This is a genomic window from Sorangiineae bacterium MSr11954 (genome assembly GCA_037157815.1).
In the GTDB taxonomy this organism is placed as follows: Bacteria; Myxococcota_A; Polyangia; order Polyangiales; family Polyangiaceae; genus Pendulispora; species Pendulispora albinea.
The window spans coordinates 9300857-9321561 of record CP089984.1; the positions used below are offsets into that span (position 1 = coordinate 9300857).

Below are 20705 nucleotides of genomic sequence, written 5' to 3' on the forward strand. Positions count from 1 at the left end.
GCGGCGAGCCCGCGCGTCGTCAGAAGTACGGGCTGCGCGCCAGGATGTAGTTGTTCAAGTCGACCATGATCAGCCCCTGCGAGGAGCCGTCCACGACCGCCATCTGTTGAAACGGCTCCACGAACTTCATCGACTGCGGGCTCATGGCCACCGACGAGCCTGCCAGGTTCAAGGTGAGCGCGCCGTAGCCGCCGCGCGTCTGGAACTGCCAGATCGTGTCGCGCTCCGGCACCACGTCGGCCGCTCCGAGGTGGCCGTTGAAGATCATGAAGCTGAGCGCCGCGTTTCGCATCGCGAGCGGGCTGTTGCGACCGACGAACTTCGTCGAGTCCTCGCGGCACTTGCCCGCGCTGTCGGCGCAATCGAACGACCGCACCGCGGGGGCGCGGCTGTTCATCAGCCGATCGCGCGTCGCGCACGACTGCACGCACGCGCCGGTCGCTTCGTCTTTGACGACGTGGTGCGAGTACAGCGCGAACGTCGACTGGGTGACCCACTGCCCGCCCGTGCGGATCTTGAAGTGCGCCTGGTTGTGGAAGCAGCATTTGAGCTGGCTCACGAACTGGGCGTTCGACCGATCGCGCCCCACCACCACCCGGTTCGACGTGCTCGGCGGCCCCTTGGCCGTCTCGTATCCGTATCGCCCCAGGACCAGGTGATCGTCGTAGGCCTCCAAGATGGGGAAGTCGCGGAACACGCTCGGCCGCTGCTGGCCGGCGTATCCACCGAAGATGGCCGCGCAAAAGTCGTGTCGCGCGCGGGGCTCCTGCGGCGGCGCCGCGCCCTCGTCCACGACCTTGTCCCAGCAGCTGCCGCCGTCGTCGTTGTTGTCGGCGCCCCAGTAGGGATCGGCCACGTCGAGGATCTCGTCGGTGATCTGAACGTAGTCCGCGATTCGTTTCTCGAGCGGGAGCTTCGGATCGCGCGAGGTCAAGGGAGTCTGCGGCGTTTGCAAGGCCTCCTCCGCCTTGAGCACGTCGCTCGCGCGCTGCTGGCCGATGCGGTAGTCCTCGATGCCCTTTCGGCAAAAGAGCACGTTCGGCTGCGACAAGGTGATCGTCTGAAAGTCGTCCGTGCGCTTGAGGGTCCCCGTGTACCCCTCCATCCCCGGAAGGACCCCTTCGTACACGACGGCCCACGATTGCTCGAAGTGGACCTCCGGGGCCTCGAACGAAAAGCGAACCCCCGGCGAGGTATCGTCGAAGTTCGAAGGCGGAAACGCGCTCTTTCCCGGATAGAGGAAGTCGTCCTTGGTCGGGACCATCAGCGGATAGGGTCCGCCCTCGACCCCGGCCGCCGGCAGCGAGGCGCCGTTGAGCACCAGGCGCGGCCGCCCATCGATCGTCGGCACCCGCGAGGAACCGTACGTGGCGTCCACGCGAACGACCTCCTTCGAGCGCGAGCGATGCGGCGCGCCCATCGGGAAATAGTACTCGTCGGTCACCGTTGGGATCTGTTGGGACGTCGCCACCTTCACATGGTAGGCGTCCTTGGCCAGGTTGCCCGGGCCGTCCGTTTGCGCGAGGGTGGTGTCGCTGACCTTGTCGCTCAAGTCGATGGGGCGCCGGCAAGGCGAGTCCCAATCATCGACGTCGATGGCGATCATGCGCCCGTTGGTGAGGGTGACGAACGCAAAGATGCCGCGCATCCGCAGCGGCCCGAGGACGGGGTTGACGCTCTGCCCCGACATGTTCGCGCGAAAGAGGGTCCCCGGATCGAAGTCGGGCGCGCTCGGATCGAACGACGCGCGCGGGTTCGGATTGCAAAGCGCGCCGCGGTAGCCGCCCGGGAGCACGTTGCCAAACTGATCGCGCGGCGAAAAGTCGTGGCGCGCGAAGGAGACCGCCGCGATGGGCGAGCCGAAGGCGATGCGGTCGGGCGGCTGGAACGGGTTGAGCTCGGGGTTCGGCCGCGTGAGCGGAACGCGCGGCGACGTCGCGGGATCCGTCACGTCGTACACCATGATGCTGCCGTCGCTGCGATCGACCGCGTACAGGAACTTCTTGTAGTCGCGCGTCGGCGGGCTCACCGCGATCTGCCCCAGCGACACCAGGCGCTCGGGCGTGAGCTGGCTCGTGGCCAGCAGCGGCGCCAGCTCGCGCGGGCTCCCCGGCTTCGACAGATCGAACACGTGAATGAGCGGCAGCGCGCCATCGGCCACGTAGAGGATCTGCCCATCGCGCGCGACGTACGTGCCCTGCGGCGCGGGCCTCATCGCCGGCGCCAGAGGGTACGAGACGGGCGCGCCCGCGTCGACGGGGGCGGTGCCGCCATCGGCCGAGGGCGGGGCCGCGCAGCCGGGGGTCGGCGGCATCGGCAGCGGCGCGGCGGTGCTCTCGGCGCCGGCATCACCGGCGTCGGGGGTGTCCTTCGGGATCCCGTTGCCCCAAGCCGGTCCCGGATTCCACGAGCTCGGGAGATCGCCGGACAAGTTCACCGCGCCGGTGATGGCGATCTTGCAGTCATCCAGCGAGCCCGGCTCGATGCGCGGGCCAGCGGTCTTCTCGAGCCGCTCGGCGTCCGGGGTGCCGAGGGGATCGGCGCCGCGCAAAAACGGCTTGGGGTCGAGGGTGATCAGCTGCGATGGACGCCGTCCATCCCCCGGGAGGACGACCGCCACCTCGTAGTTCGACTCGGGCGATCCGCCTCCGACGGTGCCATCGCCGGGGAGCCCGCGCGGAATGACCGACACGGACAGGGGCTGCTGCGGGAGCGCGCACACGGGCCACGTGGTCAAGGTGGGGATGGGCCGCGTGCTCTCGGGCGGAAGCGGGTAGGTCTGCGGCCAGTCGCCCAGAACGTCGCGGTTGGGGAGCGCGTAGATCGCGTACTTGTTGGTCTCCGCCGTCGCCACGAACGACATCTTTCCGTCGGGGGAAACGGCGACGTCGGTGGGCTTGGCGCCGACCGGGAGGAAGTTGATCCCGGGGGTGCCGCGATCGATGTCGATCACCGCTTGGCCCGAGAGATCGACCACCGCCACCTCGCCGCGCGCGAGCTGGGTCACCAGCGCGAAGAGGTGAAAGCGGGAGAACTCCGCCGTCAGCCCCGCGGGCGCGGGCGGGCAGTTCGCGGCAGGCGCCGGGGTCGGCGGGATGGTGCGCAGGAGGCCTGGAGCATCGCCCTCGAAGCGCTCGAACAGCTGGATGCACACGAAGTCGACCTTCTGGGCCATCTCGAACGAGCTGACGGCACGCTGGGTCGTGTTCTGCGTGCAGCTCGCGATGGAGAGCGCCAGAACGGCCGTGAGCGCGGTCGCCAAGAGCGCCGCGACGGAAATGGAGACGAGGCGGCGACGGCGCATCACTGGGAGCCCTTCGGAGCCGTGGGTTGCCCCAATGTGTAAACGACGTTGCCGAAGGTGGAGTTGTCCGGCCGGGAGTTGTCGAGATCGATCACTTGGACGAAGGAATTGGTGAAGCTGGCCACATAGGCGAAGCTGTAACGTTTGATATGGTGCGCCGGGTTCTGCCGGTCGTCTTCGGGGACGGGCTTGCGGAGCGCGACGTCGTCGAGGACGAACGGATCGAAGGCCATGGCGAAGGGGCCCACGCCCACGCGGATGGTGTCGGGCGGACTGGCCATGTTGTTGGGGTCGTAGATGTAAATGAGCGCCGAGTCGAAGGCGACGACGAAGAGCCGCAGCGCATAATTCCCGGCGCGATCGACGATGGGCGCGAGGTACACGCGGGAGGGACCGGCCTGCAGGGGCTCGTTCTTGCCGAACTGGAGCTCGTCCGGATCGTAACCGGAGGTCGTCGCCGAGCCGCCGACGGTCCCCGTGACCAACATGTTCGGCGAGCGGCTCGCGATGAACATGCGCGCGGGCACCCGTGCACACTTCCTCAAGTCGGCGCCGGGCGCCGCTTTGCAGAGGATGCGCGGCGTCGGGTCGAAGGCGATGCCACGGATGTCGACGTTCTGGGCGTTGACATTGGGGATGGCGAACACCTCGTTCTGCAGCCAGGGGCGGAAGGCGTCCGACGACCCTCGGAAACCGTCGTCGTCCTTCAGGCGAAGGCGATCGAGGCGCCCGTAGAAGCGGCTGGTCTGCAGAAACGAGGGCATGAGCCGATCGCAATTCTCGAATGCGTCCGGATCGTGGGGGATGTTGGCGATGCCATTGCCCCCGGGCGTGACGTTGTCCACCACGAACTGCAGGGAGGGATCGCCGGGGCTGACGAGGCTCCCGCCGCATTTGACGCCCGGTATGGGATCGAGCCCGGTCACGAAGAGGCTCGACCTCGCGTCGTTCAGCGCCTGGTGCGTGATGACGATGGCCGTGCCGTCATCGCTCTGCGCGAGGCCAAAAGGCTCGCCCGGCATGGTGACCCCGCGCGAATTGCGGGAGTCGGCGCTGGGGTTGTTGCCCACGCTGTGCCGCCCGTCGCATCGCCGATCGACGCGCGTGCCGCAGTCGATGCGAAAGGGCTCGAAGGACGTGTCGAAGCGGTCGACGTTGGGCGGGGGCGCCTTCGGATCGTCTTCGCCGACGTCGGCCCACGTGAGCGACGCGTTGCTTCGCAGCGGCAAAAAGAGGCGTGCGCGCTTGTCCGCGGTGAGGGCCTTCGACAGATCGAGCTCGCTCGCGAACGCGCCGATGGTGGCCGAGTCCTGGATATAGGCCTCTGACTGCATCGGGGGCGAGCACGTCTGCCCGATGGGAATCAGGCGCCCGTCGCGGTCGTAGCGATCGGGCCCGCCCAGGAAGGTGCCGTCGGGCCGGCAGAAGGTGCGCGGCTTCACGATGTAAGGAAGGTCCGGGAGCGGTGCGAGCTCACCGGGGCCCGTCGACGGCGGCGTGTAGTTCAGCGCGACGCCAATGTCACGGCGGATCTTCCAAAGGTTGTACGACTGAACGGTTCCCCCGTTCCACTGCAAGTCGAAGTCCGAGTTGACTGCGTAAAGAACGTTCCCGCCGCGCGAAACGGCGAGACCCGTGGGGAAGTAGAATTTATCGGGTGGGGGAGGCGACCCGTCTCCCCCTGCAGCGTAGCAGGAGCTGAGCGCGAGCGCGGCCGCCCCCATAAGACGGCGCACCATGTCGGCGGAGCCTAGTACATAGGCCCCTTCAGATGTCCAAGATGATCACACCCCGGTTCGCTTCATCGTCCACCTCATGGCGGGGACGTGGGCGCGGAGGCATAAGGGGAAGCTCCAGCACCGGCTGCTCATAGCGGGCGCGTTCTTCCTCTTCGCGTTTGCGTATTTGCTCGATGATGAAAGGGGGGAGCATCGGACCTCCTCCTGTTTCAGACGAACCGACCCTGTGTGAACTCCTCGAATTAACTGTTAGCAACCTGGGTGCCATGGTCAAGAGAACGGCGCCGTGCTTCGCATCGCACTCTCCCACGGGTCTTGAGTTAACCTGGCCACGCATGACGATCACCGCTGGATCATGCGGAAACATCCCGCACACAGAGACGCTAGGACCTCGTCCATCTGGCGTCCAGCAGCGGCGTGCGTCCATGCACAGCACGCCACACCCGCCATGGCAAGAGGATCGTCCACCGTCCATCCAAGCCATCATGGCCGCGCTGGTCGTCGTTCTCGCATTTTTTGCGACGGTTTTGAGGTCGGAGCCGGCTGCGGCCGAGGGCGCCACTCATCCGTTCGACATCACCAGCAACGATTGGGAAGGCTCCGCCGAGTTCGTCCAGCTCGCGCGTCATGAACTCGGTGACGCGCGCATCATGGGAACGGAGCGCATCGATCTCACGCATTTGAGGCCGGAAGACAGCCTGATTCTCCTGCACCCGGAGAAGACGCTCGATGTCGGCTCGCTTGCGCGCTTCATGCGCGCGGGAGGGCGCGTCATACTGTTGGACGACTACGGGCGGGCCGATGCTCTTCTGCGGCATTTCGGCATGGAGCGCATTGACACGCCACACCACCCTGCGGACAGCGTGCGTAGCGACCCGCGGTTGCCCATCGCCGAGCCTGCAAGTCCACACCCCGTCGTCACAGACGTGCGCCGGGTTGTGACGAATCACCCCACCGGAATCAAGCATCCGGACCTTTCACCCATCCTCAAAGTGCGCGGTGTAGGCGAGCCCGATGTGCTCGTGGCGGTGGCGGGCGCCGTGGGACAGGGGCGGCTCTTGGTGGTCGGCGATCCGTCCATCGTGATGAACTCGATGCTCCGCTACGCCGACAACCGTGCTTTCGCGCGCGCACTGGTGCGGTATGCAGGCGAGGATGACTCGTGGGGGAAACGCGCCGGACGCATTTACATCGCCGCCGGTGGTTTTGCGCAGGATGGCGCATTCGGTGCGGAGGAATCGCTCTTCACCGACCTCGGCAGCCGCCTACGCGGGCTGGAGGATGCGCTTTCGTCGGTGCGGCGCGAAGGGTTTCCGCCGTGGGCCCTCTATGCGGTGGCCGTCCTGATCGGCTTGGGTGTGGTCATCTGGGTTGGGGCGAACGCAGGGCGCATCCACCGTCCGCTCGTGCCGCGCTTTACGCGCCCGATTCCCCTCGCGGCACAAGGAGGTGTCGCGGGGCGCGCAGCCCTGCTCGCGGCGCCTCAAACGTCGCGGGCTCTTGCGATGTTGGAGCTAAAGAACGCCCTCGAGGAGGAAACCTGTGGTTTGCTCCACCTCGACCAAGTGCCGGCCCACAACGTTCTGCTCGAGCAGCTCGCGCAAGCGCGCCTCCTTCCCCCCGATGGCATTGCGGAGCTCCGAGCCTTGCTCCTTCGCCTGGCGAACATCGAAACCTTGGTACTATCCCGAAGCCCCTCGGCTATGAGTAAGATAACCGACAACGATGTGATGATGGCCGCCAAGACGATACGAACGCTTCTCGAGCGGGCCCGCAAGAATGCCGCATCTCTGTCGGGGGACGTCACGCCGATGAATCGAGCGAACCAGGTGCTCGGATGACCGCCGCCAACGTCGTTGCCACCAACGAAGTCGGTCCGGCGAAGGAGCGGGTCGACGAGCTGCGTCGCGAGGTCGCGCGCGCGTACATCGGCTCGTCGCGCTCCCTCGACGCCATGCTCGTGGCGCTCCTGGCCAAAGGTCACGTGCTGCTCGAAGGGGTACCGGGCGTTGCAAAGACCACCTTGGTCAAAGCATTTGCCACCGCGCTGGGCTGCTCGGCGCGCCGCATCCAATTCACACCCGACCTTCTGCCGGCCGACATCACGGGCACCTACGTCCTGTCACCCAAAGACGGGACCTTCGCCCTGCGCGCGGGCCCGGTGTTCGCGAACGTGGTCCTGGCCGACGAGATCAACCGCGCCCCCGCCAAGACGCAATCGGCGCTGCTCGAGGCCATGCAAGAGCGCCAGGTCACCATCGAGGGCGATCGCTTCGAGCTGCCGCTCCCCTTTCTGGTGCTGGCCACGCAGAACCCCATCGACCTCGAGGGGACGTATCCCCTCCCCGAGGCGCAGATCGATCGCTTCCTGGTGCGCGTCTCCATGGGCTATCCGCAGCCGCGCGAAGAGTCGCTCATGGTCCGCACCTACGGCGTCGACGCGCCCACCGTGCGCCCGGTGTTGAGCCCCGAGGACATCGCCGCGCTCCAGACCACGTGCGCGCGCATCCACGTCGAAGACGATCTGTTCGACTACGCCGTGGGCATCACCGGCTTCACGCGCTCGCACCCCCGCGTCGCCCTCGGCGCCAGCCCGCGCGCCACCCTCGGCTTGATCCAAGCCGCCAAAGCGTACGCCTTGATCAACGGCCGCGGCTTCGTCACCCCCGACGACGTGCGCGCCGTCGCCCCCAACGTGCTCGCGCACCGCTTGGTGCTCACCGCCGACGCGGAGCACGAGCCCAAGATGCGCCAGCACGTGATCGACGAGGCGCTCTCCAAAGTCGGTTATCGCCGCGGCGTACGCGCCGTTTGAGTGCACGGCGCACGTATGTCGTCCCGTATTTCGAATTTTCGAAATACGGCTTAGCGGATTAATCGCGCCGCACCGGTCGACCGAATAATCGGATGCAAGATCCGATGTTGTGCGGGCAACGCGATGACGCGCGCGGCCATGAGCCGCACAACGCGGCGCACGCGCTCATTATGTACATCCCTGAACGAATTCGTCCTCGAACGGCACTTCGACACGCGTTCGACACGCGCACTTTGGATGTACGTGCACACTTCGCCAATGACATCCGACTCCATCGCGACAACGCCGGATGAGATAGCGGAAGCCATGAACCGTTTTCTTTCATTTCGGTGGACGCCGGGAGGGCAATCCCGATAATTGCGCAACTGTTGAATCGGCGAAGCCCACTTTCATCGCCGTACATACCTGCCGTACATAGCCAACTCGTCTCCTCAATGGAGGTTTTCCTATGAATAAGAGTGCGGTGATTTTCACATCACTTGTTGGTTTGGTGTGGGCATGCAGCGACGCCGGAGTCCAGGCTCCAGGGCAACCTTCGGTCAATGGATCCGAATTGGCTTCGGAGACCGAGGTCTCGACCGCGTCGAGCGAGCTCGCAGTGGCCCCCGCCGCCGACGATGATCCGGTAACGCACCTCAATTACTTTGGGGCCGATGCGCAACGCGGGCGAAACGCCCCGTCGGCCGACTTCGATCGTTCGGCAGACTACGTGGTCCAGCGACTGAAGCAGTACGGACTGGTGGGCCCGAACCCCAATGACCCGAGCAGCCCCTACTATCAAACGTTCAACATGAACGGCTTTGCCTCCGAGAGGGCGGAGTTCGCAAACCACGCCGACCACGGCACGGGCGCGGACGCCTTCGGGACGACGCTGTTCGAGCACGGCTTCTACCTCGACGATCGATTGGATTCGCAGTCGTTCGGCGTGCTGGCGCAGAAGTACCGCTCGATCACCGGCTCCACCAAGACACCGACGCTCAGCGATTTGAAGGCGAGCACCGAGCTCCTCGCGGCCACGCGCAACGTGCTCGGAAGGCTCGATGGCACGGGCCCCAAGAAGGCCGAGGTCATCGTGGCCATGGCGCACCTCGATCACCTCGGGGTCTCCGGCGGCCAGATCTACAACGGCGCCGACGACAATGGCTCGGGCAGCTCGGTGCTCCTCTCGTTGGTGCCGATCCTCGCGGCGGCCAAGGAAGCCGGCCAATTGAACCGCACCATCCTCTTCTTCTGGACGGCGGCCGAGGAGGACGGTCTGGTCGGGTCCAACTACTTCGTCTCCCACCCCATTGCCGGTATTGGTCTCTCGAACATCGTCGGCGTCGTCAATATGGATATGGTGGGTCGCTGGGACAATTCACGAATCAGCATTCTCGACAAAAAGTCGAACGGCTCCACCACCTACCTCTCGGGCCTCCTCTCCCAAGCGAACAGCGCCCTCGCCACGCCGTTCACGCGCATCAACAAGGACATCGATGCGTACGCGCGCCGGCAGGACGGCGCATCCTTCTTCGATCGCGGCGAGGACGTCCTCTTCGTGTTCGAAGGGCTGAGCAATCCGAACGGCGGCGGTAACCTCCACTCCGATTACCATCGCCCGACGGACGACGTCTCCAAGATCATCGCCGAGAACGGCGGCCAAAAGGTACGCCGTATTCGCGACTTGGTGGGCGGCACCTTGAAGCTCGCCGCAAATCGTCCTTAGTCGCGACGTCGCGACCATAATTTCGCAATACAGCTTGCCCCCTGGCGCGTAGGATGCGGTGAAATTTTCACCGTTCTTTCGAGCTAGGGGGTTTTGCTTGAAAATCCAACGACTGCGTCTCCCAATGGGCCTATTGGCTGCGGCGAGCGTATCCGCGCTCGCCCTTTGGTCGTACGGCTGCAGCAGCAACGACAATCCATCTTCACCCGGCCTGGGCAAGGCCGATCCCGGCGGCACCTTTGGCGTGCAAGCCATGGTTCACGTCACCGGCGCGGGGCGCGTGCTGAGCGCTCCCGCGGGCATCGACTGTCCGGGGACCTGCGCGAGCATCCTCCTCTTCGATCCGAGCAGCGCAGCCGCAACGACCGCGAGGGAGGTCACCCTCTCCGCCACCGCATCGGCGGGGTGGCGCTTCGCCGGGTGGGACTTCGAAAGCATCGACGCCCCCGGCCATGGCCGCGGCGCCGATCCATGTCAGCCCATCGTGCGCCGCACGAACACGCCGAGCGCAGATCCCTCGAGCAACGTGATCAAGCTGGCCGCAGGCGAACAAGATGGAACGCCGCCGCAAGGGCAAGACTGCGCGGGCGTCACCAAGGTGCCGCTGGCCTACTCGGTCACCGCCAAATTCGTGAGGCTCGATGCGCCGCCCGACGGTGGAAGCGAGGGCACACCTCTTTATGCGTGCCCGGCGCCGGCCACGGGTCGAAAGCTCTTTCACAAGGGCGGGCGCCTGCTCTGGCAATGCGACAGCAGCGGGCAATCGACGATCTGGTCCGGCGACACCTCGGGCGCGGCCACCGCCGCGCAGTTCGCATCGGCCGCGTCGATTCAAGCGTTTCAAGTCGATCCTTACGCGTCGCACGCCGTCTACCAAACGGGCCCGAGCGAGGTCTACGCCCGCAACACATCGAGCGGGACCAGCGCCGTGCGCGCGCTCGGCACCGTCCCCACCACGTGCAGCGCGCTCACCGCGGACGGCCTCAATGGCTACTGCCGCTCCCTCGATTCGCTGTTTCGGTGGCCCCTCGAGAGCTCCGCGACGGGAAGCATCGTCGCCACCGGCCTGCCGTCGGGCTCCGATCTCACGATCGACGGCTCCCCCGCCACCAACGTGTACTTCTCGGAGTCGTCTTCCTCCGCGGGCGGCGTCTACTTCCTGCCGGTCGCGGCGCTCGATGGCGGCGCCCCCGGTCGCACCCCGGTGGCCACCGGTCAGGTCCTTCCGCTCCTGGGTTACGTCTCGTCCACCACCGCCTACTGGCAAAACGGCGCGCAGAGCATCGTGAGCGCGTCCAAGGCCGGCGGCGGGGCTCCGGCGACCCTCCAATCGCGCACCACCGGCATTCGCAGCTTCGTCTACGATCCGCTCATGGCGCGCATCTACTTTCTGTACGCGCCCAGCACCGGGGCGGGCGCGTCCTCGATCGAATGGGTCGTAAGCGGCAGCACCGTCAGCACGGTGACCAAGTCGGGCCTGACGAACCCGGTCGCGCTCGCCGTCGACGGCAGCTACGTCTACTGGCTCAGCGGCGACGGCCGCGTCTTCCGGGCGCTCAAGTAGGCCCCATCGGAGACGTGCGGTCTTGGCCGAACGCCGCTATCGTTCGGCCATGTATCCGCTCTCGCTCGAGACCGAGCGTCTCGTTCTTCGCGACTACGAAGATGGGGATCACGTCGCCGTCCACGTGTTCGAGAGCGATCCCGAGGTGCTCCGCTATCAAACCCGTGGCATTTCCCCGCTCGAGGAGACCCGCGCGTTCATCGACAAGGTGCGCGCGGAGAGCCTTGCCACACCGCGGAGGCTCTTCGAGCTCGCGGTGGTCTCCCGCGAGGACCAGACCCTGATCGGCCGGGCCGGCATCGTGGTGCGAAGGCCCGAGCACGCCGAGGCGGAGCTCTTTTATGCGTTCCGCCGGGACCGCTGGGGGCGCGGGTACGCGGCGGAGGCTGCGCAGGCGATGGTGGACTTCGGGTTCGGGCGGCTGGAGCTGCACCGCATCTACGCGGACACGGATCCGCGCAACGTCGCCTCCATGCGGGTGGCCGAAAAGGTCGGCATGCAGCGCGAGGGGCTGCTGCGCGAAAAGTGGTTCATCAAGGACGAGTGGTGCAGCTCCGTCATGTTTGCGATCCTCGATCGCGAGTGGGCCGCGCGGCGTACCTAGAGGCGCGCTCGGCGGCGGCGAGGGACATGCGGCCGGTCGCGGAGATCTATGCTGCCGCGATCCAATCCTTGCCGATCTCCTCGAGATAGAGGTGTTTCGTTTTACACGTGTCCTGTAGCGCCTTGAGGATATCCACCGAGTAGTTTTCGAGCGGAGCGAGGTTGGCGACGCACATCCGAAGCAAGCGCTCGGCGATGGGGCCCATGGGTTCCTTGTCGTTCTCCCAGCGCGAGACCGTCTCCTTCGTCACCCCCATCACTTGAGCCAAGTCGGTACCGGACCATCCAAGCCACTTCCGAAGAAAACGGATCTCGACGGCTTGCAAGCGCTCGGTGCGCTCGATGAGCGCCTTTGCGATCGCGAAGTGCAGCTTTTCGATACGGGAGATGGCGACGTCGATCTCACCGCACTCGCTGCAACGGCTTACCTCCACCCCTCGAAGCGTAACGTTCGGCAAGCCGCACTCGTCGTAGCGGTAGTTCTCTCGTGCGGTCGTCATCGGACTGCCGCAGTTGGGGCACTTCATGGCTTCGTTCTCCAGGCGGTTACGATGCGAAGCTCGGTTCGTTCTGGGAGAGCAATGAACGGCAACTCGGACGGGACGTGGGAACGCGGTATCGCCATTCGCCGTCGAAGCGATTCACGCGCTCATCAATTCGCCGTCCAGCGCGCCGTGTCGGTGACTTGCTTCAAGGAGACGATGGCGCCGTCGCGCACTTCGATGACGTGAACGAAGGCTGCGTCGAGCGGAGCGCCGGCCGCGCCCGTGCCCCGGTAACGGCCGAGCACGAAGAAGCGGCCGTCGCGTGCAGAGACGATCTCCTCGGGCACGGGCGCCACCCGAAAGCGCGCGGCGATCGTGCTCCAGAGGTTCAGCATGCTCGCGCGGCTCGGGATCGTTCCCCCCACGCCGAGCGGCATCCCTTCGCTGACATAGCCCGTGAAATCGCGGTGAAGAAGCGCCGCCAGGCCCGCACCATCCCGCCGCCAGAAGGCGTCGTAGAGCTGCTCGACGGTGCTCCGATCCTCTCGATGCTCGTCCATGTGATCTCGCTCCCTTTTGATTAGAACGTTTGCTCTAATTATCTGGAGCAGCCACGCTCGTTCGTCAAGGCGCGAGGAGCGTTTGTCCCACCCGCCGCGATGGACTACGGTTCGCGGACGTGGGCCGAGACGGCATTCATTCCCCCGACGACATCCTCGACGCCGCGCGCGACGTCGTCCTCGAGCGCGGCGTGAGCGGCGCCACCACGCGGGCCATCGCCGAGGCCGCAGGGGCGCCGACCGGCTCGATCTACCACCGCTTTGGCTCGCGCGACGGCGTCCTCGCCAACATGTGGATACGCGCCGTCCAGCGCTCGCAGCGCGCGTACCTCGACGCCATCGCCGTGCAGACGGATCCGGTGGAGGGCGCCGTGGGGGCTGCGCTGTCCATCTTCGACTTTGCCCGCCACGAGCGGAAGGACGCGCAGATCGTCGTCCTCTTTCGCCGCGAGGACTTGATCCGCGAGGCGCCCAAGGGTCTCGCCGAGCCCCTGCGCACCTTGAACGAGCCGGTGCTGCGCGCGATCCGGCAGCTCCACGATGCGATGAGCGGCTGCCCGCCGCCGTCGGGGGGCGCGCTCTCGTTCGACACCTTGCTGCTCGCCGTCTTCGACTTACCTTATGGCGCCACGCGCCGCTATCTCGTGCGCGGAAACGCGCCGCCCCGCACCATCCGGCCCGCGCTCGAGCTGGCCATCCGCGCCGTGCTGCCGCCGTCGACCATCAAGCCGTGAGCGCGCTCGCCACCGCCAGCTCGTAGCGGTGCCCATCCTCGTCGTCGTCTTCGATGAACCACAGCGCCGAGAGCACGCTCTGCGCGATGGCCCACCCTCGGATCCGCTCGCGATCCAGCGCGAGCTCGTCGGCGAGCTGCGCCATGCGCCGCTGGAGGAGCCGCTCCCAACCGGGCCATGTGATGAACTCCGGGATCGGATCGTGGAGGAACACCGCCGTCTCGAAGGCCGGCTCGCCGATCACGCCCTTGGGATCGATGGCCACCCATCGCCCGCCCTCCACCTCCAAGATATTGCCGTGGTGCAGATCGCCGTGCAGCAACACGGGCGGCCCCGACGACGCGAGGAGCTCGCGATAGACCCCCTCGGCGCGGTCCACCAATCGCGGCGGGAGCTCGCCGATGCCGCGGCCACCCGGCAACCGCCCGCGCGCGCGATCGAACGCCTCCGACCACAGCTCCAAGGTCACGAACGGCGAGGAATCGGCGGGGACATCGCGCCGGAGCGCACGCATCACCTGCGCGGCGATCGCGGTGGCGCGCGCATCGTCGATCCGCGCCAGCGGCGCCAGCTGGGTTCCGGGCATGGCGCGCTCGAGGAGCATGGCACCGCTCGCGCGATCGACCTCCAGGAGCCCGATGGCGCCGCGCCCTGGACCGAAGGCCTCGAGCGCCGCCACTTCGGAGACGAAATCCCGATCCGGAAAGGTGACCTTGAGCACCACGTGCGAGCCATCCGCCCGTCGCGCGGGGGCCGCATAGTTGTAGCTGACCTCGGGGAAGCATTCGCCGAGCTCGAGGGACCACCTCTCTGCGCAGCGCGCGATGGTTGCAGGAAGCGCGTCGAGCCACGCGCGAACGGCCTCTCCCCTTCCGGCGTTGTTCTCCAAAATGTCCGGCGGGAGGTTCACGGGGTTCATGACGGTTGCCGAATCCAAGCGTCCACCCGTCGCTCCAGGACGTCCAGCGGGAGCGAGCCGGCGAGCAGCACCACATCGTGAAACGCGCGAACGTCGAACCTTTGCCCCAGAGCGCGCTCGGCGCGGGTGCGCAGCTCGCGCATCTTGAGCTGGCCGATTTTGTACGCGAGCGCCTGCCCCGGCCACGCGATGTACCGATCGACCTCGTTGATCACGTCGAGCTCCTGCCGCGGCGCGTTCTCCATGAAGTAATCGATGGCCTGCTGCCGGGTCCATTTTCGAGCGTGCATCCCCGTGTCCACCACCAGACGAACCGATCGCCACATGTCGTACGCGAGCTGGCCGAACTTGTCGTACGGATCGCCGTACAAGCCCAGCTCGTCGCCCAAGGTCTCGCAGTAGAGCGCCCAGCCCTCCGCGTAGGACGTGTAGCTACCATAGCGCCGAAAATCGGGCATCGTCGTCTGCTCGGCAGCGAGCGATACTTGCAAATGGTGCCCGGGCATGGCCTCGTGCAAGGTAAGCGGGATCATCTCCCAGCGCGGGCGCGTCTCCGGCTTGTACAAATTCACGAGGTAGGTGCCGGGCCGCGATCCATCGGAGGCCGCCGGATAATAAAAGCCGGTGGTGGCGTCTGGGGCCATGGCCTCCGGCGTGGGCTCCACGCCATACGGTTGCCTCGGCAACGTTTTGAACAATTTGACCAGCAAGGGATCGATCCGCTTCGCCAAGCTGCGGTAGCGCAGGAGCAGCTCCTCGCCCGTGCGGTAATAGAAGCCGGCGTCGGTGCGTAGAAAGTGGAAGAACTCGTGGAGCGAGGCGCCGAAGCCCGCGCTCGCCTTCACCGCCTCCATCTCGGCGCGAAGGCTGGCGACTTGGGCGAGGCCGATCTCGTGAATCGCGTCCGGCCCGAGATCCGTCGTCGTGAATTTACGGGCCAAAAACGCGTACATCTCGGGCCCGTTCGGGAGCTGCCAAATACCGATTTGCTCGGGTGAAGCCGGAATATACTCCTCCGTAATGAACCGCTGAAAGCCCCGCAGCGCAGGGACCACATGGTCCAAAATGGCCGCGCGCGCCGCCGCCGCGAGCCGCTCCCGCTCCGGGGCCTCGACGTGGGGAGGAAAGCGCGTAAACGGCGCGTAGAACCCGCTCTTGCTCGGGTCGTCCACGAGCTGAGGCTCGAGCTGCGCCGGGATGCGCTGCAGGATGATGCGGGGGTGCACGAGCCCTTCGCGCAAACCTTCCCGCATGAGGGCGACGACTTGATCGACATAGACGCGAAAGCTCCCGAGGCGCGCCACCCAATCGTCGTAATCCTGGGTCGTCTCGAAGCGCAAGGTATCGGCGAGCTGGTAAGCGGCCTGAACCCCGGTGAGCTCGCGAACGTGCTCGGGCAAGAGGCCCATCTGGCTCGTCGGGAGCAGATGCAGCTTAAATTCGTACTCGCGCGTCCACGTCTCGTAACAGCGCCGGAAGAGGTCGTAATCGAGCTGCTCCTCGCCGGGCAGGCCGCCGCGCTCGATCCGATCGAGCTCCGCGAGCACCTCGCGATCGTGCCGGTACGCCTCCTCGATGGCCCCGAAGCTCCGGTCGTCCCAGCGCCCGTTCCAGCGGCGGTCGCCGAGCACCGAGGCATAGGTGGGGCTGTGCTCCAGTTGGTAATTCCATTCGCGCTCGATCAGCGCGCGAAGTGGGGTGGTGGGGACACGGGAGGTGGTGTGCTCGGCGTGCGGCATATCGCTCTGTTCTGTAGGAGGGATCCGGCGCGCTGAAAAGAGGCGGGGGCCTTCCTTGCGGAAGTCGTCCTCCAGGGTGCGGCTCGGGACTCACTTGCGGAGGTCGTCCTCCAGGTACGGCTCGGACCTCGCTTGCGGAGGTAGTCCTCCGGGGTACGGCTCCTCGGGACTCACCTGCGGAAGTCGTCCTCCAGGTACGGCTCGGGACTCACTTGCGGAAGTAGTCCTCCAGGGTACGGCTCGGGGCTCACTTGCAGAGGTAGTCCTCCAGGTGCGGCTCCTCGGGACTCACTTGCGGAAGTAGTCCTCCAGAGTACGAAATCGCCGGAGCACGTCGATGGTCGGACGCTGGATGGGAACCGTGCCCTTCGGGCAGGTCCGTGCATTCGGTGATGCTGCAGGGGTTGGTCGGGGTTGGGTGGCGTTTGGCTTGGTGCCGTTTGGCGTCGTGGTGCTCGGCGTCGTGCCGTTTGGCGTCGTGCTGCCTGGCGTGGTGGCGCTCGGCGGCGGGTCGCTGGGGGCCGTGGTGTTCGGTGCGGCGGCGCGGGGCGCGGCGACAATGGGTGGCGGCGGCGGTGGGGGCGGCGGTGGTGTCGCGATCTTCGTGCATGCCCCGGGCGTGCGGCAGGCGGGTTGCTTGTCCCAGTCGACGCAGTCGAACACGCTATTTCCGTCGGAGAACGATGCGCGCACATGGCGGCGGTCGTAGAGCGCGTCGATGTATTGCTGCATCCGCACCTGCTCGGCGGGGCTGGCGAGAATGGGCGATCCCTGCGCATCGACGGAGGCGGCCGCGGTGGTGGGCTGCGACTGTGGGGGAGGCTCGGAGTTGGAGCACGCGGCGGCACCGATGGCGTATGTTGAGCCCATGGCGGCAACAAGGAAGCGACGGAACGTCATGCCTGTTCGACGGACGCGCACGTCGATCCTTACACGTCGCGTATCGGCCGGCGCGGCATCGGCTTCGCATGCGCCTCGAGATGCCGTGCTATTCGCCCTCCCGGGCGCCTCGAGATGCCGCGTTATTTTGCCTTCGCGGGCCCGACGATGCTCCAACAGTGCCCATACGGATCGATGATCTTCCCCATACGCCCGTAGAACTCGTCGTTGAGCGGGCGCAGCACCTTGGCGCCGGCGGCCACCGCGCGGTCGAACCAAACATCGGCATCGTCCACGGCGAGCGAAATGGTCGTGGTGGTGCCGCCGAGGGATTTGGGCGCCCGCACCCCCGTCATCTCGACGGGAAATTCGTCCGACATCATGACCTCACCGCCATTGATGAGGAGGGTGGCATGGCCGAGCTTACCTTCATACGGATATGTCTCGGCAACGACCGCGCCGAATGCACGTTTGTAAAAGTCGAGGGCTCCGTTGCCATCGTGCACGGCCAGATACGGCGCAACCGGCGCGGGTTTTCGTTCGGACATGATTTCGCTCTCCCCAACGCCGATGGTAAACCTCGCGAAGGTCCTTGGCGAGCCCGAAGCGCCACCTACGCACGGGCATCCATCTCGCTCCCTCCTTGCGAACGAACGCGCATCGCGGCTTTCTGGGCGCCGCGCGTCCTCGCGTTCGTTCCACATCCCGATGTGGCTACGGAGCCTTGGCGAGCGAGCCCTCGAGCCACTCCAAGATCCGCTGCGTTTGAATGGCCTCCGCGCCCGGCTGGTCGTGGAACTGGGCGGTTTCGGCCGCGGTGAACTTCAGATACTCCTTCTTCGACGTGAGGGCGTCGAAGAGCTCCTTTGCCTGGCCCCGCGACTCCTCCTCGGCGTCGACCACCAACGTATTCGCCGTGATGTTGGCCACTTCGGCCGGCGTCATGATGTAGCGTCGCAAATCTTTGATGAGCTTCGCGGGAGTGTCGACTCCGTGGCGCCACATGAAGTCTTCGATCCCCCATCGCAAGAAGGAGCTCGCCTTCATCAGCTCGTCCATCTTGGCATTGAAGGCCGCTTCGTCCGAGTCGACCAAGGCCAGGAGCTGCGGATCGAGCGCGGCTGCCATATTGCGATACCAATCGATGACACCAGGATTGGGCACGAGCGCGCGTATCCGATGTTCCTTGGTGGCCGCGCGCGGTCCGAGGTAGCCGCCCATGCTGAGAGAATACAATCCGACATAGTCCGGATCGACCTCCGGGCGCGCGATCACATAATCCACGACGGGGGTCACGACTTTTTCCCAATCGGGCCGGAACGGCAACCCCTGCAAACGAATCACCTGCCCTTGCCCGGGTCCATCGAACATGAGCACATGAAAGCCGCGCTTCATGGCCTCTTCGGCCATCGTATATCCGTCCTCGGCCCACGCATCGCGCCCCTGCATGTAGAGCAGCACCGGCGCCCGCGAAGCCGCGCCGGGGGACTTGCAGAAATACCCCGGCAGCGTCGTACTCTCGTAAGGTATTTTGACGACCTCGCACGGCGAGCGCGAGAGCGTGAGAAATTTGGCGAACGCGTCGACCTCCTTTCGCGTGAGATCGCGATACTCCGCCGCCCCTTGCGCCGAAAGAGGCTCGACGGAATGGTGCATCGCCGCACGATAATACGTCGCCGCGCGATGGTACGCCTGGCTCGCAGAGAGCGGGTGCTTCCTACTTTCGCTCTCCTGGCCGACCGACATGAGCCGGTCTGCCGTCTTTCGCCACTCGCGGGTCCAACTCTTCGGGTCCGACTCGTCCACACGCCGCGCCGTCTCGAGCACCTCACCGACGTCCGACTGCTGGCCCCACGCATGTCCGAGATAAAACAAGGTGACCTCGTTATAGAGGTCATCCTGGAATCCCAAGTTCCACCACGGTTTCTTCGCCCCCCCGCCATCCCCCGCATCGTCGCCCGACACCGGCGGCGGCTTCGCGGGATCATCGGAACCACATGCCGTCATGGCCCCTGCCATCAACGCGCCCATCAGCAGCGATCCTCCGAGCCAATGCATCCGGCGCATCGAACCAGGGCGTGCAGGAACCGAGCTCTCGAACGTGAAACCATTTTCGTCCTTCATGCAGACTGCTCTTTCGCTAAGGGCGGACCTCAGCCGCCGGCCAATTTCCTTTGCTAGGTATGTGACCGCGGCGAACGTTTTGTTCAAACAATTGTTTGAAACTGTTGATTGACGACGTCAACATGCCGCGCCCAACCGAGCCGATCGGAGGCAACCGTGTGCGCGTTGCACGATATTTCGGGGTATTTCGGCGCTCTTGCGCGAGACGAGCGCGCCGTTACGCAGCCGGTACAGACTATTTTACTGAACAGCTTGCTAGCACCACCGGCTACGGTTGCGGAACGTTTTGGCCCTGGGCGGCGCGGAGAGCGGGGGTCAGGCACACACGGACGAGGTGCTCGAACGAGACGTCGGGGCCATCGTGCAGTCGACACAGAGCGCGCGAACTTTCCGAGATGCGCCGGCGCATCGGCGCAGCGCGCGCTTCGAAGTGGCGCAACATCGTCCGTGATACGGACTCGGTCGACCACGCAGACATTACCGCGGCGGTCGCGCGACCAACGAACGCTCGTGGACCGCCTCGCCGGCTCGCAGGTCGTGCGCGCGCGCGGGGTGAGATGGTGAGATGGTGGCAGAGGTTCATATAACGAGCGAGGTCGAGTACGAGCTCGTGCCCCTGGTTCCGCAAAGATCCGATGACGGTTTCATGCGCCCTTGCTGGACCGTGCCGCCGAGCTCAGTCCTGCTCCTTCGCCCTTGACCACGCACTCTCCTCACTCTCGAGCCATGTCACGCCGACGGTTCGGGCAGCGATATGAATGAAGCTATTCCAGTCGCTCACATAGAATGCATAACGAAAGACGCCCTCCGCCACCGTTGGAAGACGGACGTTCGGATTCTCGGGCACATTCTCGCAGCCGCTCACATCGAGCTCCTCGTGGTCGCTATCCCCAAGCTGCTCTGGAGGTTCCACGACGCAATAGACCAAACGTTCGAAGCTTAGGTTGGCCCGTCTCATCACGGGAGTGCTCCCCAAAAATGGCTTTGACGGAAGGAGACCAATCCAGAGCTTCATCAAAATATAAACTACAGATTTCTGGTAATCAATCTCCAGCTTCTCTAAGGTGGCATCATGAAATCCATTTGGCAATCCGGCTTCGAGCTCGATGATGTTCATTGTTCACCATAAAAAAACCCGCAAAATTAGTAGCAAATACCTTCGCCGACCCCTTCTGCCGGGCCAAACGGTAGTGCGAACGAGATTAGCAGGATCCACGAAAGAAGTGCATCGAAGCCGTAGCGTCGTCAAATCGCATCCGTCCGATCGGTGATTAAATTGTTCGGGGCGACATCGACTTTTAACGAAACCCATTTCGCTTCTGGCCGATGGTCGCGTTCAGCAAGGAAGTGGCCAACGGCTCACCGTTCCATGGGTCGAATGCGACCAGATGCCCATCACGGATGAATAAAGCCAAACGACACACGACGATCGGCTGCGACGTAAAGTGCATTGAAGCAATCGAAGACCGGAGATCAAGGGCTGGGCGGCCGTCATCCGAGAGCGAAAGCTCGTCGCATGCACGTACGAAGAATCG

16 protein-coding genes are annotated in these 20705 nt (G+C 65.3%); 6 read left to right on the forward strand and 10 right to left on the reverse strand.

Features of this window, described 5'->3' with window-relative positions; all coding sequences use genetic code 11:
• Positions 1–19: 19 nt before the first annotated feature.
• Both LZC94_36365 and LZC94_36370 read right to left on the reverse strand, forming a co-directional pair.
• Positions 20–3304 carry a hypothetical protein gene (locus LZC94_36365; protein WXB13306.1) on the reverse strand — a complete coding sequence of 1095 codons (3285 nt, stop codon included), beginning with the start codon at positions 3302–3304 and terminating at the stop codon, positions 20–22.
• Positions 3304–5043 (reverse strand): hypothetical protein, encoded by a 1740-nt coding sequence (locus LZC94_36370; protein WXB13307.1) that lies wholly within the window; start codon positions 5041–5043, stop codon positions 3304–3306. Before LZC94_36370 ends, LZC94_36365 begins: the two co-directional genes overlap by 1 nt.
• Positions 5044–5201: 158 nt before the next feature.
• On the opposite strand from LZC94_36370, the gene LZC94_36375 reads away from it, so the two are divergent.
• The 5 genes from LZC94_36375 to LZC94_36395 all read left to right on the forward strand — a co-directional run bounded on the left by LZC94_36375 (position 5202) and on the right by LZC94_36395 (position 11731).
• On the forward strand, positions 5202–6884 hold the full coding sequence (locus tag LZC94_36375) for a DUF4350 domain-containing protein (GenBank protein ID WXB13308.1): 1683 nt from the start codon (positions 5202–5204) through the stop codon (positions 6882–6884).
• The gene (locus tag LZC94_36380; GenBank protein ID WXB13309.1) at positions 6881–7858 is read left to right on the forward strand and encodes a MoxR family ATPase; all 978 of its coding nucleotides are present in this window, start codon (positions 6881–6883) and stop codon (positions 7856–7858) included. Before LZC94_36375 ends, LZC94_36380 begins: the two co-directional genes overlap by 4 nt.
• Before the next feature lie 553 nt (positions 7859–8411).
• A complete protein-coding gene (locus LZC94_36385) occupies positions 8412–9563 on the forward strand; it encodes a M28 family peptidase (GenBank protein ID WXB13310.1) in 1152 nt (383 codons plus the stop codon).
• A gap of 124 nt (positions 9564–9687) precedes the next feature.
• Complete coding sequence (locus tag LZC94_36390; GenBank protein WXB13311.1) at positions 9688–11127, forward strand: hypothetical protein; 1440 nt, start codon at positions 9688–9690, stop codon at positions 11125–11127.
• Positions 11128–11149: 22 nt separating this feature from the next.
• Positions 11150–11731 carry a GNAT family N-acetyltransferase gene (locus LZC94_36395; GenBank protein ID WXB13312.1) on the forward strand — a complete coding sequence of 194 codons (582 nt, stop codon included), beginning with the start codon at positions 11150–11152 and terminating at the stop codon, positions 11729–11731.
• A 46-nt stretch (positions 11732–11777) separates the two neighbouring features.
• Here LZC94_36395 and LZC94_36400 read toward each other — a convergent pair whose 3' ends face one another.
• Entirely contained in the window at positions 11778–12230 is a 453-nt protein-coding gene (locus LZC94_36400; GenBank protein ID WXB13313.1) for a helix-turn-helix domain-containing protein, read from the reverse strand.
• A 152-nt stretch (positions 12231–12382) separates the two neighbouring features.
• Complete coding sequence (locus LZC94_36405) at positions 12383–12775, reverse strand: nuclear transport factor 2 family protein (GenBank protein WXB13314.1); 393 nt, start codon at positions 12773–12775, stop codon at positions 12383–12385.
• 119 nt (positions 12776–12894) lie between these two features.
• Between LZC94_36405 and LZC94_36410 the strand changes: the two genes are divergently transcribed.
• Positions 12895–13509 carry a TetR/AcrR family transcriptional regulator gene (locus tag LZC94_36410; GenBank protein ID WXB13315.1) on the forward strand — a complete coding sequence of 205 codons (615 nt, stop codon included), beginning with the start codon at positions 12895–12897 and terminating at the stop codon, positions 13507–13509.
• Here the strand turns inward: LZC94_36410 and LZC94_36415 are convergent.
• From LZC94_36415 to LZC94_36440, 6 genes are all read right to left on the reverse strand, one after another.
• Positions 13499–14428: an aminoglycoside phosphotransferase family protein gene (locus tag LZC94_36415; GenBank protein ID WXB13316.1), complete on the reverse strand. Its 930-nt coding sequence runs from the start codon at positions 14426–14428 to the stop codon at positions 13499–13501. The genes LZC94_36410 and LZC94_36415 overlap by 11 nt on opposite strands.
• The gene (locus LZC94_36420; protein ID WXB13317.1) at positions 14425–16167 is read right to left on the reverse strand and encodes a DUF885 domain-containing protein; all 1743 of its coding nucleotides are present in this window, start codon (positions 16165–16167) and stop codon (positions 14425–14427) included. The genes LZC94_36415 and LZC94_36420 overlap by 4 nt, the downstream gene beginning before the upstream one ends.
• Positions 16168–16455: 288 nt before the next feature.
• Complete coding sequence (locus LZC94_36425) at positions 16456–17037, reverse strand: hypothetical protein (protein WXB13318.1); 582 nt, start codon at positions 17035–17037, stop codon at positions 16456–16458.
• 152 nt (positions 17038–17189) lie between these two features.
• The gene (locus tag LZC94_36430; GenBank protein ID WXB13319.1) at positions 17190–17594 is read right to left on the reverse strand and encodes a VOC family protein; all 405 of its coding nucleotides are present in this window, start codon (positions 17592–17594) and stop codon (positions 17190–17192) included.
• 166 nt (positions 17595–17760) lie between these two features.
• Positions 17761–19104, reverse strand: coding sequence for an alpha/beta hydrolase (locus LZC94_36435; protein ID WXB13320.1), 1344 nt, complete (start codon positions 19102–19104; stop codon positions 17761–17763).
• 742 nt (positions 19105–19846) lie between these two features.
• Positions 19847–20287, reverse strand: a complete 441-nt coding sequence (locus LZC94_36440) for a hypothetical protein (GenBank protein WXB13321.1) — start codon at positions 20285–20287, stop codon at positions 19847–19849.
• Positions 20288–20705: the final 418 nt, after the last annotated feature.

Bases quoted from the DNA above. Each gene is read 5' to 3' on its own strand.
- LZC94_36365 (WXB13306.1), bottom strand. From the start codon at position 3,304: ATGCGCCGTCGCCGCCTCGTCTCCATTTCCGTCGCGGCGCTCTTGGCG.
- LZC94_36370 (WXB13307.1), bottom strand. From the start codon at position 5,043: ATGGTGCGCCGTCTTATGGGGGCGGCCGCGCTCGCGCTCAGCTCCTGC.
- LZC94_36380 (WXB13309.1), top strand. From the start codon at position 6,881: ATGACCGCCGCCAACGTCGTTGCCACCAACGAAGTCGGTCCGGCGAAG.
- LZC94_36390 (WXB13311.1), top strand. From the start codon at position 9,688: ATGGGCCTATTGGCTGCGGCGAGCGTATCCGCGCTCGCCCTTTGGTCG.
- LZC94_36400 (WXB13313.1), bottom strand. From the start codon at position 12,230: ATGACGACCGCACGAGAGAACTACCGCTACGACGAGTGCGGCTTGCCG.
- LZC94_36405 (WXB13314.1), bottom strand. From the start codon at position 12,775: ATGGACGAGCATCGAGAGGATCGGAGCACCGTCGAGCAGCTCTACGAC.
- LZC94_36415 (WXB13316.1), bottom strand. From the start codon at position 14,428: ATGAACCCCGTGAACCTCCCGCCGGACATTTTGGAGAACAACGCCGGA.
- LZC94_36420 (WXB13317.1), bottom strand. From the start codon at position 16,167: ATGCCGCACGCCGAGCACACCACCTCCCGTGTCCCCACCACCCCACTT.
- LZC94_36425 (WXB13318.1), bottom strand. From the start codon at position 17,037: ATGGGCTCAACATACGCCATCGGTGCCGCCGCGTGCTCCAACTCCGAG.
- LZC94_36430 (WXB13319.1), bottom strand. From the start codon at position 17,594: ATGTCCGAACGAAAACCCGCGCCGGTTGCGCCGTATCTGGCCGTGCAC.
- LZC94_36435 (WXB13320.1), bottom strand. From the start codon at position 19,104: ATGCATTGGCTCGGAGGATCGCTGCTGATGGGCGCGTTGATGGCAGGG.
- LZC94_36440 (WXB13321.1), bottom strand. From the start codon at position 20,287: ATGAACATCATCGAGCTCGAAGCCGGATTGCCAAATGGATTTCATGAT.